Genomic DNA, 15,748 nt, shown 5'->3' on the forward strand with positions numbered 1-15,748 from the left:
ATAGATGCTTAAAAGATTTTTATTTATTGTTATACTTAGCTTTATGCTTATTCCAGTTTTTGCCCAAACTGGTATAGGTACCACAACACCACATGCTTCAGCTAAGCTAGAAGTTGCCTCTTCAACACAAGGGTTTTTACCACCGCGTATAGCCCTAACAGCAACGAATTCAGCAAGTCCGATAAGTAGTCCAGCGAATGGATTAATGGTATTTAATACCGCATCAGCAGGCGCTAGTCCATTTAATGTAGTGCCTGGATATTATTATTGGGATGTAATAGGACAGCAATGGGTAAGTTTGTCAACAACGGTGGGGAATGTGCAAAATCAAGCCATATTTAGATCCTCAAGTAATACCTCAGCTGGTCAAGCAATAACTTCTTGGAATTCTAGATTTAATAATATAGCCTCAGGAGATTTAACGGTAAACTCATCTACTACATTTACGCTTTCAAATGGACTATATAAAATAGAGTGGGCACTGCCATACCAGTCTTCAAATACTTATAACACCATGCAATTACAAGAACTGTCTTCTGGAAATTGGGGTCCGTTTAGAGGTGATGGTGGTTATGCTAATTTATCAAATGGAGGTAATACCGATTGGGGAGGTGGTACATTTGCTGCAGATATTTTGGATTGTTCTTCTGGATCCAAAACGATACGAATTATTAATAATGATGGAGCCACAAGAACCCTATTTTATGGTGTGAATTTAATCATCACCAAACTTAATCCTTCAATAACTACTTCAACTACTGCGGATAACTTAGGAGATCATACTGCTACCAAAAACATCTTGTTAAACGGCAATTATCTATCTAACGATGGTGGCAATGAAGGAATCCGGGTAGACAATTCCGGAAATGTTGGGATTGGAACAGCTACTCCAACTTCAAGATTGAATATTGCGGGCGGTGGGGTGAAATTAGCCACTGGATTTGGTAATTCAACCAATAGGCCTTCTTTAAATACTAGTACTATCGGTAATTATGAAATACGAGGCGTAGGGTCAATCACCGGTACTGCTCAAAATGATTCAGCAGATGACGGTTTCTTAAGATTATCTGCTGGTGGAGGAACAAGCGTAAGTTCTCAATCATCAATTGATATTTCTGGATTTTCTACTGTTTCAGATATGAGTAACAATATTGTGATGCGATCGGGTGGTGCTGAGCGATTAAGAATTGATAATAGTGGAAATGTGAATATGACTGGTAAGTTAAACATTGGAGATCCAACAGGGAATGTATCCACGAAACTAGTGGGCCGCGTTACTACTGGAAATTTTTTAACCTTTGATAATTTGAGATTTTCAGTCACAAACTCTGGGGGTCTAATTTTAGCTACAACTTCAGGTTCAGTAAATTTTTATGTTGAAGGAAGATTTAATAATGGAGGTGGCTATATTCTAGGAGCAAGAACTGCAGGTACTGTAAATTATACAACAACTCCCAGCACTTCACTTTTTGGTTGGGGTTTTGGAAGCGCAGGAGATACTATCATTTATCATTTTACAGATCCAGATAATAGCAGAATGTACCGAGTTACATTGATTATTATGCCCTCTTATATTAATAACTTTATTGCTATAGAACGAATATTATAATAAAAACATTATCTAACCGCAATAGCTGAAATTTCAACATTTACATTTTTTGGTAAACAAGCTACTTGAACGGTTTCTCTTGCAGGTGCTGTTGCTTCATTAAAATATGCTCCGTAAATAGTATTTATTTTTGAAAAGTTATTCATGTCGCTAATAAAAATTGAAACTTTTATTACGTTTTCAAAAGTCATTTCAGCAGCTTCTAAAACGGCTTTAAGATTTTCCATAACTTGTTTGGTTTCAGTTTCTATGTTTTCTAAAACCAATTCATTAGTTAACGGATTAATGGCAATTTGTCCTGAAGTATACAGCATATTTCCAACTAAGACAGCTTGATTATATGGTCCAATAGGTGCAGGAGCTTTTTCTGTAAATATTATTTTTTTCATTTTTTCTACTTTCTACTTTCTATTTTTTACTTTTTACTTGAATTTACTTATCTTAATCTCGGATCTGGTAAATTTCTTTTATCCCATTTGATATCACTTAACATAGAAGATTTAATTCCGATAAAGAAATTCCATGATTGATATAATCCAATTGGTACAATGCTAAAACTCATACGCCAGCTTTCTAAATCTCTTTCAAAACGCAACTGTGTAAAAGTGATTCCTTTTTGCGTAAAATCATACCCAGATGAAAATCCCATTTTCCATTTTACAGCCATATCAATATTACCGGATACCATTACAGAATTTGTAGTTATTTCACGTTGACTTGTGTTATTGCTATATGTTAAAGAATAGGCTATTTGTAAATCCCAAGGAAATTTAAAGTTATATAACTCTGATTGCTGATTTTTTGCTTCATCCTTTTTAAATAAACTTTCGTCTTGATTACTTAAATCAACTGCTGCGCCAAACAAATCATCTTTACGCCCTCCATTTTGAACCGATTGTTTAGATTCTTTTTTTCCACTCAGTTCATTACTGCTAACAGTATAATTTAAGGTAATATTAGAACTAGTCATTCTAGCTAAACCGTTTCCATTATTTATGCTAAATTCATTTATTCTTTGGTTTTTACTGTCTAAATCATATGGGTCAAAACGCGCTCCGAAATTCACTCCTAATTTATCATTAAATAATGTTGTTCCTCCAATAAAATTTATAGGTTCTAATTTAAATGTATCAGCTGATAAATTATAACTTGTTGAAAAATTAAACTGATTTAATAGAGAAATTTTCTTACTTTCTCCTTTTTTACTTGCCGCATCTAGTACTTTGGCTTCTAATGAATTGGAAATTCCAATACCAATTGAATTTGCAACACCTAAACCAGGAGCACCTAGCAAAGTATTTTCAAATCTACTATAACTGATATAATTTCCTAAATTATCTTGATATTGGTCGTAGTAGCGCTCAAAGCTTGGCGTGTAACCATAAGAAATACTTGGTCGAATTAAATGTCTTATGGCTTGAATTTTATTTGTTTCTTTAAACGTATACGTTCCATAAATAGTAGTTCCTATACTTGTAGTAAAATTGTATGTTCGATACGAATCAAAACCATTTTTTCTAACTATTTCTACTTTATTAGTGGTAGTATTAAATATTTTTTCATTAGTATTAAATACCCAATTTTCAGCAAATGCAGTACCTGCTGAAACACTAAAATGCTTAAAAATTTTAAAATTTGTAGTAATTGGAATAGTATGTGCTATTCCAGCTAATGCAGTATCAAACATTTGGGATTTAAACAGAAATTCTTCTTTAGTAGAAATTCTATTATCTCCTCTTAATCCATATTGAAAATTAATATTTTGAAAAATCCCCTTTTTTATTCCATCTTGTTTCGCAAATGGAAAAATTCTGTCTACACTCGCATTAAATGAAGGTAGCGTTAAATTTACAATTTCAGTATTAGTATTTTGATTGTGCGTTACGGCTACTGAAAAATTTACTAAAGGTACAATTGGAACCGTTTTAGAATAACTTATAGAAGAACTTAGTGTATTGTTCAAATTAGAACCTACATTAACTAAATTCATAGATTGACGAAAATATTTACTACTTCCAAAATTTACAGAAGACGAAAATCTAGAATTTGCAGAAGCTTTTGCATCCTGACTGTGCGACCATTGTATATTATATTGATTGGTTCTAGCATATCCTGGAAATCCTTTTTCACCCAGTACCTGATTTTCATACCTTACTTGAAAATTTCCACTAAATTTATATTTCTTGGCGTAGGAAGTTTCAGAACGAAGGGCATAACTTCCGTTGGTAAAATAATCTCCTAAAAGGGCTAAATCATAATATTCGCTTAATGCAAAATAATACCCTCCATTTTGTAAAAAATAACCCCGTTCATTATTTTGTCCAGGTGCTGGCATAATTACTCCAGAAGTATTTTTATTGGTCATAGGAAAAAACGAAAAAGGAACGCCAATGGGAGTAGGAACGTCCGCAATAAACATATGAGTTAACCCAGTTACAAATTTCTTTTTTGGTACCAATTTAGCTTTGTATGCTAAGAAATAATATTCTGGATTTTCTTTGTTTTCAGAAGTTGTAAAACGGGCATTTTTAAAAAAAATAACCGAATCATTTTCTCTTTTTGAAATTTCAGATTTCAGAAACATTTCACCTTGTTTACTTCTTGTATTCCAAATTTGAGCTTTTCCTGTTTTGGTATTAAATCGAATAGAGTCGGGTTCGATTATATTTTCCCCTTGTTTAAAATAAGGAAATTGCGAATATACGCCAGCGCTATCTTTTAATCTTCCAGCGTATACCTCGTTTTTCTCGTAATCCAAAACAATAACACCCGATTTCAGTATAAAATCTTGGTAATGCAATTCTGCCTCATTATATAATGTTAACCTTTTTTTTCTTTGGTCTAACTTTTCATAATCTTTAGCTTTACGATTTACAATACCTTCCAATAATGGTTTTTTTGTAGAATCTTTTTTAATAGTTGTCTTTTCCGTAACTAATTCATTTACATTTACTTGCACGCTATCTTTTCGAGAGGTGGTTTGACTGTAAATTTCTAAATTACTAACAATTAGAAAAAAAAATAAAAAAACGATATGATTAATCTTTGTACTCAAATCTATAAATACTATTTTTGTAAAAAATGGTTCGGTTTTTGAAGGGTCAAACTTACGTATATTTTTTGTTAAAATTTAGTATTTAATAAAATTATAACGTATTTGAAATAACCGAAAATAATTAATCACATATGAAAAAAGTACTCGTAATTATATTTGTATGTTTATCTCTCTTTTCTATAGCACAAGAAAAGAAATTTAAAGTAGTTTTAGACGCTGGCCATGGCGGGAAAGACCCTGGTGCAACAAAAAACGGTTGTATTGAAAAAATAATTGCTTTGGATGTAGTTTTAAGAATTGGTAAAATCCTAGAAGCCTATCCAGATTTTGACATAAAATATACACGATCTACAGATGTTTTTATTCCTTTAAAAGACAGAGCGAAAATTGCTAATGATTTTGAGGCAGATCTATTTGTATCTGTACATTGCAATTCATCCGTATCTCCAAAACCATATGGCGCAATGACTTTGGTTATGGGATTGTCCCGTGCAGGTATGAATTTTGAAATCGCAAAAGCGGAAAATGCTGTAATTTCTTTAGAAGATAATTTTAAAGAAAAATACGAAGGTTTTGACCCAAATAATCCAAATACACAAATAGGATTACGTATTATGCAAGAAGAAACATTGATGCAAAGCATTAATTTCGCTAGTACTGTACAAAGTTATTTTAAAAATAGTTTACAAAGAAAGGATTTAGGTATGCACCAACAACCGCTTTGGGTTTTAGATGCAACCGTAATGCCAGGCGTTTTAATAGAATTAGGTTTTTTAAGTAATTTGGAAGAATCTAAATATATGAAAACTGAGGAAGGTAAATCTAATTATTCTCAAATTATTGCACGTGCTATTATAGAATATAAAAATAATCTTAAGGGTACGAATACACCTCCAAACGTTTTACAAATTAAAGAACCCGTAATTATTGAAGAATTACCTGTTTTAGAAACTGTTGTGGATACAATGAAAGTTGATGATTTAGCTCCAGAACCATTTATACCTAATGAGTTAGCATACAAAGTACAAATTAGTTATAGCACAAAGAAACTTGATTTAAAGCCGGAAAACTTTAATGGTTTAGCAAATGTAACTATGATTGAAGTTAATGGAGGATACAAATATTTTTACGGACAAGGAACTATAGAAGCGTGCAAAAAATTTCTAACTGAAGCCAAGCAAAAAGGTTTTGCTTCTGCTTTTATTGTTACACCAAATTAAACGTATGAAAAAATCGATAGTACTATTAATAAGCTTGTTTTCTGTATCATTTTATGCACAAACTAAAAAATTCAAAGTAGTTTTAGATGCTGGACATGGAGGTAAAGACTATGGCGCAACGTATCATGGAAATATAGAAAAGAAAATTTCACTCAATACCGTTCTTAAAGTAGGAGAGATTTTATCTAAAGAATCAAATATTGAAGTAATTTACACCAGAAAAACGGATGTTTTCATCGAATTAAACGAACGAGCCAATATCGCTAATCGATCAAAAGGACATTTATTTGTTTCTATGCATTGTAATGCAAATGACAATCAAGAAGCATCAGGAAATGAAACCTATGTAATGGGAGTTACCCGAAATGCAGCCAATTTGGAAGTTGCCAAAAAGGAAAATGCCGTAGTTACTTTAGAAAGCGATTATAAAATTAAATATGATGGTTTTGATCCAAAATCACCCGAATCAGTGATGGGAATTTCTATTATGCAAGAAGAAAATATTCAGCAAAGTATTGATATTGCTGGAAAAGTGCAACAAGCGTTTACAAAATTCACAACAAGTAAAAATAGAGGCGTAAAACAAGCTGGTTTTTTAGTTTTACGAAAAATAATTATGCCTCGTGTGCTTATTGAAATGGGATTTGTATCCAACAAACCTGAAGGTGCTTTTTTAAATTCGGAAGATGGACAAAATAAATTAGCAGAAGCCATTTCAAAAGCTATTTTAGGATATCGAGATGATTTTTTTAAGACAGAAACGGCTACTTCGGTTAAAAAAGAAGAATCCAAAAAGACAATAGTTAAAAAAGAAGACCCAAAAAAGGTAGACCCAAAGAAAGTAGATCCGAAGCAATCTTCAGAAAACAAAACAGCTGTGGAAGGTGTTACTTTTAAGATACAAATTTCTGCAAGTGCTAAAAATTTAGAAACGTTGCCTAAAAACTTTAAAGGATTAAATAACATTTCCGTTGAAAAAGGAACTACCATTTACAAATACTTTTATGGTAGCACTTCATCTTATACCAATGCAAAACAATTGTTAGAAGAAGCAAAAGCAAAAGGCTATGCATCTTCATTTATAGTGCCTTTAAAAAATGGTAAAAAAATTAAATTAAGCGAGGCAATCAAATAAATAATGTTATTTTTGTGTCTTTATTACTAATAACAATTTAAATTGTTGTTTTGTTTAAAAGTAATCACCAAATCTAAAGTAAAAGTATATTTAGCCCATATGAAAATCACAAAAGAAATTAAAGTTGCTGTTTTAGTTATTTTATCTATAGTATTGTTTTACTGGGGTTTTGCGTTTCTAAAAGGTAAAAATTTATTTGACACGAGCACTAAATTATATGCGGTTTATGATAATGTGGCGGGTTTAGTTGTGGCAGCTCCTGTAACCATAAATGGATTAAATATAGGAAAAGTAAATACTATTGAAATGTTGCCTGATGGTAAAATGAAAGTAGAATTAATAATTACTAACGAACAGATTCAAATTGCAAAATCTAGTGTAGCTCAAATTATGGATTCTGGTTTAATTGGTGGAAGAGAAATTGCAATTATCAATAACTTTTCTGATACCAATTATACGCAATCTGGAGATACACTTAAAACATCTAACAAATTAGGTTTAACAGATGAACTTGCCAATCAAATTGGACCTGTAAAAGATAAAGTGGAAGTTTTATTAGAAAACGCAAATAAATTAATCGAAAATTTGAATGCTACTTTAGACGCTTCAATGCAACAAAAATTAAAAGCATCTATTGCATCTTTGGAGGTTACTTTGTCTGAATTTAGTCAGGTTTCTAAAAATGTAAACGAAATAGTAGCAGATAATAAATCAAAACTAAATACTACGTTAGCTAATTTTGAAAACGCTTCAGGTAATATTAATAAAATGTCTACTTCTTTAGAGAAAGCAGATCTTGCCGCTTCAGTTAAAAAGTTAGAAACCACCCTCGCAAATGTAAATCAAATTATGACTGATTTAGAGCAAGGTAAAGGTTCCATTGGTAAACTATTAAAGGACGACGCTATGTATGTCAATCTAACCAAAACCTCAAAAGAATTGGAATTATTGTTACAAGATGTCCGTTTAAATCCTACACGATATGTCAATGTGTCTGTTTTTGGCAAGAAAAACAAACCGTATAGTGCACCTGTAGCCGAACCAAATAAAGAGCAACCTAAAAACTAAGTTTATGAGTTTTTTACCAAATATTATTTTTGCAATTGTCCTTATAATAGGCGTTGGTTTTTTTGTTAAAAATGTAAAAAAAATTATACGAAATATTAAATTAGGACAAGATGTAAACCGAACTGATAATGTTTCAGCACGTTGGAAAAATATGGCATTGATAGCTTTTGGTCAGAAAAAAATGTTTACCAGGCCAATTCCTGCAATTTTGCATTTTACCTTATATGCCGCTTTTATAATTACTCAAATTGAATTATTAGAGATAATTGTAGACGGACTTTTTGGTACACATCGTTTCTTTAAAACGGGTTTAGGTGGATTTTATACTTTTTTAATTAGCTTCATAGAAATTCTTTCTTTATTGGCTTTAGTGGCTACTTTAGCTTTTTTATCAAGAAGAAATTTATTAAAATTACCTCGTTTTACAAAAGCAGAAATGTTAGGTTGGCCAACTAAAGATGCCAACTTAATATTAATTATGGAAATTGTTTTGGTAACGTGTATTTTTACTATGAATGGTACTGATGAAGTGTTATATTCATTAGGAAAATCACATTATGAAGGCATTGGTTCTTTTAATTTTTCTATTTCACAACATTTAGGACCAGCCCTTTTCGGTGGTATGAGTGAAAGCACCTTACATATTTTAGAAAGAGTAGGATGGTGGGGACATTTAGTAATGGTAATTGCCTTCTTAAACTATTTATACTTTTCTAAACACTTGCATATTTTATTAGCGTTTCCAAATACTTATTTTGCCGATTTAAATGCAAAAGGAAAATTCGATAATTTAGAAAGTGTAACAAATGAAGTAAAATTAATGATGGATCCAAATGCCGATCCATTTGCTGCACCTGCTAATCCAGATGTGGTTCCAGCTAAATTTGGTGCTTCAGATGTACAAGATTTAAATTGGGTACAATTATTAAATGCCTATACGTGTACCGAATGTGGTAGATGTACTTCATCTTGTCCTGCAAATACAACAGGTAAGAAATTATCACCACGTAAAATCATGATGGATACACGTGACAGATTAGAAGAAGTTGGTAAAAACATCGACGCCAATAAAGGTGTTTTTGTTCCAGATAATAAATCGTTATTAAACGATTACATTACACCAGAAGAACTTTGGGCTTGTACCTCTTGTAACGCTTGTGTGGAGGAATGTCCAATCAATATTAGTCCGTTATCTATAATTATGGATATGAGACGTTATTTAGTGATGGAACAAAGTGCTGCTCCAATGGAATTAAATGCTGTAATGACCAATATCGAAAATAATGGTGCACCATGGCAGTACAACCAGCAAGATAGATTAAACTGGAGAAACGAAGAGTAGGGATAGCAATTACAATATCAATAAAAACACAACAACGACAACTACAAAATGAGCATGAAAAAAGAAGAAATTGACGGGAAATTACAAGAATTAAAAGTAAATGGAGAGCATTTAAGTCCTGTTTTACCAGAAGGAATAAAAAATTATCTTATTGATATAGATGGAACCGTTTGCGATGATATTCCAAATGAAGAACCGGAAAGAATGGCAACAGCAAATGTGTATCCAGATGCCTTAGTAACATTAAATAAATGGTATGATGAAGGTCATGTTATTTTCTTTTTTACGTCACGTACCGAAGAGCATAGAGTCGTAACAGAAGCTTGGTTAAAGCAACACGGCTTTAAATATCACGGAATGGTTATGGGAAAACCTCGTGGTGGAAATTACCACTGGATTGACAATCATTTAGTTAAAGCCACACGATACAATGGAAAGTTTACAGATTTAATTGAAAAAGATGTAACTATCCAAGTTTTTGATGATGAATTAAGCAATTAATATATTTAGAATAGTTTCTAAAAAAAAACACATAAAATCAACACGACTATGTCAGAAAGTTTAGTAGTACCTACAATGGCCGAAATGATGGCACAAGGACAAGCACCTGAAGTATTATTTTGGGTAGGTTGTTCGGGAAGTTTTGATGATAGAGCCAAAAAAATAACAAAAGCTTTTGTTAAAATATTAAATCGAGCAAACGTTCCATTTGCGGTTTTAGGTACAGAAGAAAGTTGCACAGGCGATCCCGCTAAACGTGCTGGAAATGAATTTTTATTTCAAATGCAAGCTATGATGAATATTGAAGTCATGAATGCGTATGAAGTAAAAAAAATAGTTACCGCTTGTCCACATTGTTTCAATACCATTAAAAATGAGTATCCAGAATTAGGTGGAAAATACGAGGTGGTTCATCATACGGAATTTCTAAAATCGTTATTAGATTCTGGACGACTGACGATTGAAGGCGGACAATTTAAAGGCAAACGCATTACGTTTCACGACCCTTGTTATTTAGGTCGTGCCAATAATATTTACGAAGCACCAAGAGATTTAATCCAAAAATTAGACGCTGAGTTAGTTGAAATGAAACGTTCTCGCGCTAACGGATTATGTTGTGGTGCGGGTGGTGCACAAATGTTTAAAGAACCAGAAAAAGGTAGTAAAGATATCAATATCGAAAGAACGGAAGATGCTTTAGAAACGCAACCTGAAATTATTGCGGCTGGTTGTCCATTTTGTAACACCATGCTAACAGACGGTATCAAAAATAAAGAAAAAGAAAGCTCTGTTCAGGTAATGGATATTGCAGAATTAATTGCAAATGCTCAAGATTTATAAAAATGTACATACCATTCGAAAATTTACCAGAAGATTCAAAAATTTGGATTTACCAATCGAACAGAAAATTAACTGACGATGAAGTAACTTCAATAACTACAAAGTGTCAAGAATTTGTTGAAAATTGGGCAGCACACGGGACAAGTTTAGAAGCTTCATTTCTTATAAAATATAACCGATTTATCATTTTTGCTGTCAATCAAGAAGTACAAAACGCAACAGGTTGTTCTATAGATGCTTCTGTGCATTTTATTCAACAATTGGAACAAGAATTTCAAATAGAGTTGCTTGATAAAATGAATGTGACGTACAAAATGGGAGAACACATTGCGCATAAAACTCTTATCGATTTCAAAAAAATGGCGAAGGAAAAAGCCGTTACTTCAAAAACTATTGTTTTCAATAATTTGATAAACACGAAAGGTGAATTTGAAGAATTTTGGGAAGTTCCTGCTGAAGAAAGTTGGCATAGTAGATTTTTCTAAAAAAATAACTAACTTTGAAAATCATCAGAAAATAGAATTTTTGATGGTTTTTTTATTTATTTTCATTTTATGAAACACTATATATATATTACTTTATTTCTCACCACTTTAGGTTTTGCGCAAAACAAAATTAACACGCAATCCCAACAAGCATGGGTCGATAGTACATATAATTCACTTTCTTTTGAGGAAAAAGTAGGGCAATTGTTTATGATTGCAGCCTACTCTAATAAAAACGAAGCTCACGCACAAGATTTAGATAAATTGATTACTAAATATAAAGTGGGTGGATTAATATTTTTTCAAGGAGGTCCAAATCGTCAAGCAAAATTAACCAATCGTTTTCAATCAAAATCGAAAATTCCAATGCTTATTGGTATTGACGCAGAATGGGGTTTAAGTATGCGAATAGATTCTACTCATACTTATCCATGGAACATGACTTTAGGCGCTATTAAAGACAATTCGTTACTTGAAAAAATGGGTATGCAAATGGCAGATCAATCCAAACGAATGGGTATTCATTTTACTTTTGGTCCCGTTGTAGATATTAATACCAATCCTAAAAATCCAATTATCGGAAATCGTTCTTTTGGTGAAACCAAAGAAAATGTAGCCGAAAAAGCAGTAGCTTACATGCGTGGGTTACAATCTTATGGTGTTTTTGCAACTGCCAAGCATTTTCCAGGACATGGTGACACCTCTACAGATTCGCATCACGCCTTGCCAACTGTTGATTTTTCAAGAGATAGAATAGAGGAAGTAGAATTATATCCTTATAAAGAACTTATTAAAAATGGATTGGCTAGTGTAATGGTAGCGCATTTAAACGTGCCAAGTATCGAACCGCGTGAAAATTTTCCTTCTTCGTTATCAGAAAAAGTGGTAACAGACATTTTAAAAAATCAATTAAAATTTGAAGGTTTAATTTTTACAGATGCTTTAAATATGAAAGGTGCCAGTAATTTTAAGCAACCTGGCGATATAGACTTAGCTGCTTTTTTAGCTGGTAATGATGTTTTGCTATTTGCTGAAAATGTTCCTGTAGCTATTGAAAAATTTAAACAAGCGTTTGCAGATAGTTTATTTACAGAAGAACGATTGGCGCATTCTGTAAAGAAAATATTAAAATATAAATACAAAGCCGGATTAAATAATTATTGTCCAATTGAATTTGAAAATTTATATGCCGATTTAAATAAAAAAGAATACAAAGCATTAAATTTAGAAATGTTTGAAAGTGCAGTAACCGTTCTAAAAAATGAAGACGATATTATCCCAATCAAAAGACTTGACAAAGAAAAAATTGCTTACGTAAAGATAGGCGATGGCGATGCGACTACTTTCATAGAAAAATTAAAAGAATACGTCCAAATTGATGTTATTACTACAAAAAACTTAGATTCGCTTTTATTGGAAATTGATGGGTATTCGAAAGTTATTGTAGGCTACCACAAACCAGAAGGCATTTGGAAGAAAAACGAAATGACGTTTAACGAAATCAATTGGATTGATAAAATTTCAAAGCATAGTAAAACCATTGTTACCTTTTTTACCAAACCGTATTCGTTATTAAGAATTCCAACTTTTGAAGAAACAGAAGGTTTAATTGAGGCATATCAAAACAACTCATTTTCTCAACTTGTAGCTGCAGAAATTTTGTTTGGTGCCAAAGAAGCGAAAGGCGCATTGCCTGTGTCCATTAAGAAAAACTTTTGTGAATCGGATGGAATGAAAACCAAAAATCTTAATCGCTTAGGTTTTGCATATCCAGAACAAGTACAAATGAATTCTGAGGTATTAGCAAAAATTGATACAATTGCAATATCTGCTATTAAAAATAAAGTAGCTCCAGGTATGCAAATACTGGTGGCTCGTAAAGGAAAAGTGGTCTACAGAAAAGCGTTTGGTTCGCCAACTTATGATACCATTCAGAAAGTAAAAAATACCGATTTGTATGATTTGGCTTCACTTACTAAAGTATTGAGTACGCTTCCTAACTTAATGAAAGATTACGAAAAAGGAAATTTTTCATTCAACAGTAAGTTATCGCAATTACTTCCTAATTTTAAAAATTCTAACAAAGCGGACATTACGGTTTTAGATATGTTAACGCATCAAGCTAAATTACCTGCTTGGACGCCTTTTTACGTAAAAACGTTAGACTCATTAAAAAAACCAAGTCAAAAATACTATCAAGCTACACCTTCTGAAGACTTTCCATTAAAAGTATCGACTAATTTATATTTGCGAAAAGATTATACGGATACGATTATGAATATCATTAAAGAAGCACCTTTATTGCCTACCAAGCAATACAAATACAGCGATTATGCTTTTATATTATTTAAAGAATATTTAGAAAAATTTCATCATAAAAGTTTGGATAAACTCTCAGATGATAATTTTTATAAGCTATTAGGAGCAAATTCTACAACCTATAATCCATTGGATAAATTTGAATTGTCAACCATTATGCCTTCAGAGATTGATTCGTATTATAGATACGATACCATTCAGGGTTATGTACATGATATGGCCGCGGCTATGCAAGGTGGAGTTGGTGGACATGCAGGATTGTTTTCTAATTCGTTAGATGTGGCTAAAATCATACAAATGTATTTACAAAAAGGAACGTACGGAGGGCATACTTATTTTTCAAAAGATACATTTGACGCTTTTAATACATGCTATTTTTGTAATACTGGAAATAGGCGAGGCGCTGGTTTTGACAAACCTCAAATTAGTGGCGAAGGTCCTACTTGTGGATGTGCTTCAAAAGCAAGTTTTGGACATACGGGATTTACTGGAACAATGGTTTGGGCAGATCCTGAAAAGGATTTAATTTATATTTTTCTATCAAATAGGAGTTATCCCGATGGAAATATTAATAAATTATCAAAATTAAATATTAGAGAAAATATACAGAAAGTAATTTACGAATCGATAACGGATTAATTATGACTTCAGCTGCAAAAACTGTGGAAGAATATATGAATAATCTTCCAGAAGATAGAAAAAAGCCTATGGAATTGCTTCGAACTACACTGCTTAAAAACATACCAAATGGTTTCGAAGAAGGTATGAATTATGGTATGATTGGGTATTATGTTCCACATACAATTTATCCAAAAGGATATCATTGTAAACCAGCTGATCCATTGCCTTTTATCACATTTGCATCACAAAAAAATAGTATTAATTTCTATCATATGGGAATGTATGCCAATAAAGATCTTTACGATTGGTTTGTGGCGGAATACCCAAAACACAGCACTCGCAAATTAGATATGGGTAAAAGTTGTATTCGATTTAATAAATTCGATGAAATTCCGTTTGAATTGTTGGGTGAATTGGTTACAAAAATTTCTGTTCAAGATTGGATTGAAACTTATGAAGCGGCATTTGTAAAGAAAAAATAATAATAAAATAAATGTCAAGTCACATTTAAAATGGATTTGGCGTTTCAACAACATAAATAAATGAAAATAGCAATGGTTTGTTATCCTACCTTTGGTGGGAGTGGCGTAGTGGCCACAGAGTTAGGCTTAGAACTAGCAAAAAAAGGACATGAAATTCATTTCATCACCTATAAGCAGCCTGTGCGATTATCATTATTAAATCCGAATATTTATTTTCATGAAGTAAATGTTCCTAACTATCCATTGTTTCACTATCAGCCTTATGAATTGGCCTTGTCTAGTAAATTGGTCGACATGGTGAAACTTCATAAAATAGATGTATTGCACGTGCATTATGCCATTCCTCATGCCTATGCAGGGTATATGGCCAAACAAATGTTAGCCGAAGAAGGGATATCTCTTCCTATGATTACTACGCTTCATGGTACCGACATTACGTTGGTAGGAAATCATCCGTTTTATAAAAGTGCAGTGACATTTAGCATCAACAAATCCGACTATGTAACCAGTGTTTCCAATAGTTTACGTGAAGCTACGTATCGTTTGTTTGATGTTAATAAAGAAATTCATGTGATACCGAATTTCATCGAAATTGAAGAAACCCTTTTAGAAAATAAATCCATTTGTCAGCGTTCGGTTTTGGCATCATCTAATGAAAAAATAATTACCCATATTTCTAATTTCAGAAAAGTAAAAAACATTCCAGATGTGGTGAAAGTTTTCTACAACATTCAGAAAGAAATTCCTTCTAAATTAATGATGGTTGGAGAAGGACCTGAGAAGATTGTTGCCGAGAAATTGTGTGAAGATTTAGGCATTGCAGATAAAGTTATTTTCTTTGGAAATAGTAACGATATTAATCAAATTTTGAAGTATTCTGATTTGTTTTTATTGCCTTCTGAAACAGAAAGTTTTGGTTTGGCAGCATTAGAAGCTATGGCATTTAGTGTGCCGGTCATATCAAGTAATTCGGGCGGTATACCAGAAGTAAATGAAGAAGGTGTTTCAGGTTATTTAAGTGCTGTTGGCGATGTGGAAAGCATGAGTAGAAACGCAATTTTTATATTAAAT

The 15,748-nt window shown here is 32.3% G+C and carries 13 protein-coding genes; 11 read left to right on the forward strand and 2 right to left on the reverse strand.

The genetic code is table 11. The annotated features are described in order from the left end of the window. The first annotated feature begins 43 nt into the window (after window positions 1-43). Window positions 44-1,609, forward strand: coding sequence for a hypothetical protein (locus ACIQ11_RS03800; protein ID WP_396152944.1), 1,566 nt, complete (start codon window positions 44-46; stop codon window positions 1,607-1,609). Window positions 1,610-1,617: 8 nt separating this feature from the next. Here ACIQ11_RS03800 and ACIQ11_RS03805 read toward each other — a convergent pair whose 3' ends face one another. Beyond that, window positions 1,618-1,998, reverse strand: a complete 381-nt coding sequence (locus ACIQ11_RS03805) for a RidA family protein (protein WP_396152946.1) — start codon at window positions 1,996-1,998, stop codon at window positions 1,618-1,620. Between the two features lie 47 nt (window positions 1,999-2,045). Next, window positions 2,046-4,664, reverse strand: coding sequence for a putative LPS assembly protein LptD (locus tag ACIQ11_RS03810; protein ID WP_396152948.1), 2,619 nt, complete (start codon window positions 4,662-4,664; stop codon window positions 2,046-2,048). A gap of 131 nt (window positions 4,665-4,795) precedes the next feature. Here ACIQ11_RS03810 and ACIQ11_RS03815 point away from each other — a divergent pair, with 131 nt between their 5' ends. The 10 genes from ACIQ11_RS03815 to bshA all read left to right on the forward strand — a co-directional run. After that, on the forward strand, window positions 4,796-5,884 hold the full coding sequence (locus ACIQ11_RS03815) for an N-acetylmuramoyl-L-alanine amidase (protein WP_396152950.1): 1,089 nt from the start codon (window positions 4,796-4,798) through the stop codon (window positions 5,882-5,884). A gap of 4 nt (window positions 5,885-5,888) precedes the next feature. Continuing rightward, complete coding sequence (locus ACIQ11_RS03820; RefSeq protein WP_396152952.1) at window positions 5,889-7,019, forward strand: N-acetylmuramoyl-L-alanine amidase; 1,131 nt, start codon at window positions 5,889-5,891, stop codon at window positions 7,017-7,019. Window positions 7,020-7,118: 99 nt separating this feature from the next. Next, entirely contained in the window at window positions 7,119-8,087 is a 969-nt protein-coding gene (locus tag ACIQ11_RS03825) for an MlaD family protein (protein WP_396152954.1), read from the forward strand. Window positions 8,088-8,091: 4 nt separating this feature from the next. Continuing rightward, the gene (locus ACIQ11_RS03830; RefSeq protein ID WP_396152956.1) at window positions 8,092-9,429 is read left to right on the forward strand and encodes a 4Fe-4S dicluster domain-containing protein; all 1,338 of its coding nucleotides are present in this window, start codon (window positions 8,092-8,094) and stop codon (window positions 9,427-9,429) included. A gap of 54 nt (window positions 9,430-9,483) precedes the next feature. Then, window positions 9,484-9,930 carry a phosphoheptose isomerase gene (locus ACIQ11_RS03835; RefSeq protein ID WP_353077998.1) on the forward strand — a complete coding sequence of 149 codons (447 nt, stop codon included), beginning with the start codon at window positions 9,484-9,486 and terminating at the stop codon, window positions 9,928-9,930. Window positions 9,931-9,978: 48 nt separating this feature from the next. Beyond that, window positions 9,979-10,770, forward strand: a complete 792-nt coding sequence (locus ACIQ11_RS03840) for a (Fe-S)-binding protein (protein WP_396152958.1) — start codon at window positions 9,979-9,981, stop codon at window positions 10,768-10,770. Window positions 10,771-10,772: 2 nt separating this feature from the next. Then, a complete protein-coding gene (locus ACIQ11_RS03845) occupies window positions 10,773-11,255 on the forward strand; it encodes an ABC transporter ATPase (RefSeq protein WP_396152960.1) in 483 nt (160 codons plus the stop codon). A gap of 69 nt (window positions 11,256-11,324) precedes the next feature. Then, window positions 11,325-14,213, forward strand: coding sequence for a glycoside hydrolase family 3 N-terminal domain-containing protein (locus ACIQ11_RS03850; protein ID WP_396152962.1), 2,889 nt, complete (start codon window positions 11,325-11,327; stop codon window positions 14,211-14,213). 2 nt (window positions 14,214-14,215) lie between these two features. After that, entirely contained in the window at window positions 14,216-14,677 is a 462-nt protein-coding gene (locus ACIQ11_RS03855; protein WP_396152964.1) for a DUF1801 domain-containing protein, read from the forward strand. A gap of 60 nt (window positions 14,678-14,737) precedes the next feature. After that, the coding region (bshA, locus tag ACIQ11_RS03860; protein WP_396152966.1) for an N-acetyl-alpha-D-glucosaminyl L-malate synthase BshA at window positions 14,738-15,748 on the forward strand (1,011 nt) is incomplete at its 3' end.

It is taken from the genome of Flavobacterium sp. (assembly GCF_044361065.1).
Taxonomy (GTDB): domain Bacteria; phylum Bacteroidota; class Bacteroidia; order Flavobacteriales; family Flavobacteriaceae; genus Flavobacterium.

Bases quoted from the DNA above. Each gene is read 5' to 3' on its own strand.
- ACIQ11_RS03800 (WP_396152944.1), top strand. From the start codon at position 44: ATGCTTATTCCAGTTTTTGCCCAAACTGGTATAGGTACCACAACACCA.
- ACIQ11_RS03805 (WP_396152946.1), bottom strand. From the start codon at position 1,998: ATGAAAAAAATAATATTTACAGAAAAAGCTCCTGCACCTATTGGACCA.
- ACIQ11_RS03815 (WP_396152950.1), top strand. From the start codon at position 4,796: ATGAAAAAAGTACTCGTAATTATATTTGTATGTTTATCTCTCTTTTCT.
- ACIQ11_RS03820 (WP_396152952.1), top strand. From the start codon at position 5,889: ATGAAAAAATCGATAGTACTATTAATAAGCTTGTTTTCTGTATCATTT.
- ACIQ11_RS03825 (WP_396152954.1), top strand. From the start codon at position 7,119: ATGAAAATCACAAAAGAAATTAAAGTTGCTGTTTTAGTTATTTTATCT.
- ACIQ11_RS03830 (WP_396152956.1), top strand. From the start codon at position 8,092: ATGAGTTTTTTACCAAATATTATTTTTGCAATTGTCCTTATAATAGGC.
- ACIQ11_RS03835 (WP_353077998.1), top strand. From the start codon at position 9,484: ATGAAAAAAGAAGAAATTGACGGGAAATTACAAGAATTAAAAGTAAAT.
- ACIQ11_RS03840 (WP_396152958.1), top strand. From the start codon at position 9,979: ATGTCAGAAAGTTTAGTAGTACCTACAATGGCCGAAATGATGGCACAA.
- ACIQ11_RS03845 (WP_396152960.1), top strand. From the start codon at position 10,773: ATGTACATACCATTCGAAAATTTACCAGAAGATTCAAAAATTTGGATT.
- ACIQ11_RS03850 (WP_396152962.1), top strand. From the start codon at position 11,325: ATGAAACACTATATATATATTACTTTATTTCTCACCACTTTAGGTTTT.
- ACIQ11_RS03855 (WP_396152964.1), top strand. From the start codon at position 14,216: ATGACTTCAGCTGCAAAAACTGTGGAAGAATATATGAATAATCTTCCA.